This is a genomic window from Pseudomonas sp. 2822-17 (assembly GCF_002742485.1).
Classification (GTDB): domain Bacteria; phylum Pseudomonadota; class Gammaproteobacteria; order Pseudomonadales; family Pseudomonadaceae; genus Aquipseudomonas; species Aquipseudomonas cyclaminis.
Genome location: NZ_LJRZ01000924.1, coordinates 1 through 238, shown reverse-complemented (window position 1 = coordinate 238; position 238 = coordinate 1). Strand labels below are relative to the sequence as shown.

Sequence of the window (238 nt, the reverse complement as noted above, 5' to 3'; positions counted from 1 at the left end):
ATACGAGCCAACAACTCCCCTAAGTTCCATCTCATCGATTAGTCTAGCTGCTCTCGTATAGCCAACTCTGAACCTCCGTTGAAGCATGGATACTGAAGCTGTTTGCATATCTGTTACTAATTGTACTGCATCATCATAAGGTTCGTCATCTACTTCAGCAGTAACTTTTTCTTCCCCTTCTTGTGGCATCATTTCTTCCGCATATTGTGCCTTCTGTTGTTCAATACAATGATTAACA

At 41.2% G+C, this 238-nt stretch carries 1 protein-coding gene; it reads right to left on the bottom strand.

Translation table 11 applies throughout. The annotated features are described in order from the left end of the window. Positions 1 to 238: DNA translocase FtsK (locus AOA60_RS29725; protein WP_218240982.1), on the bottom strand; the 238-nt coding region annotated here is incomplete at both ends.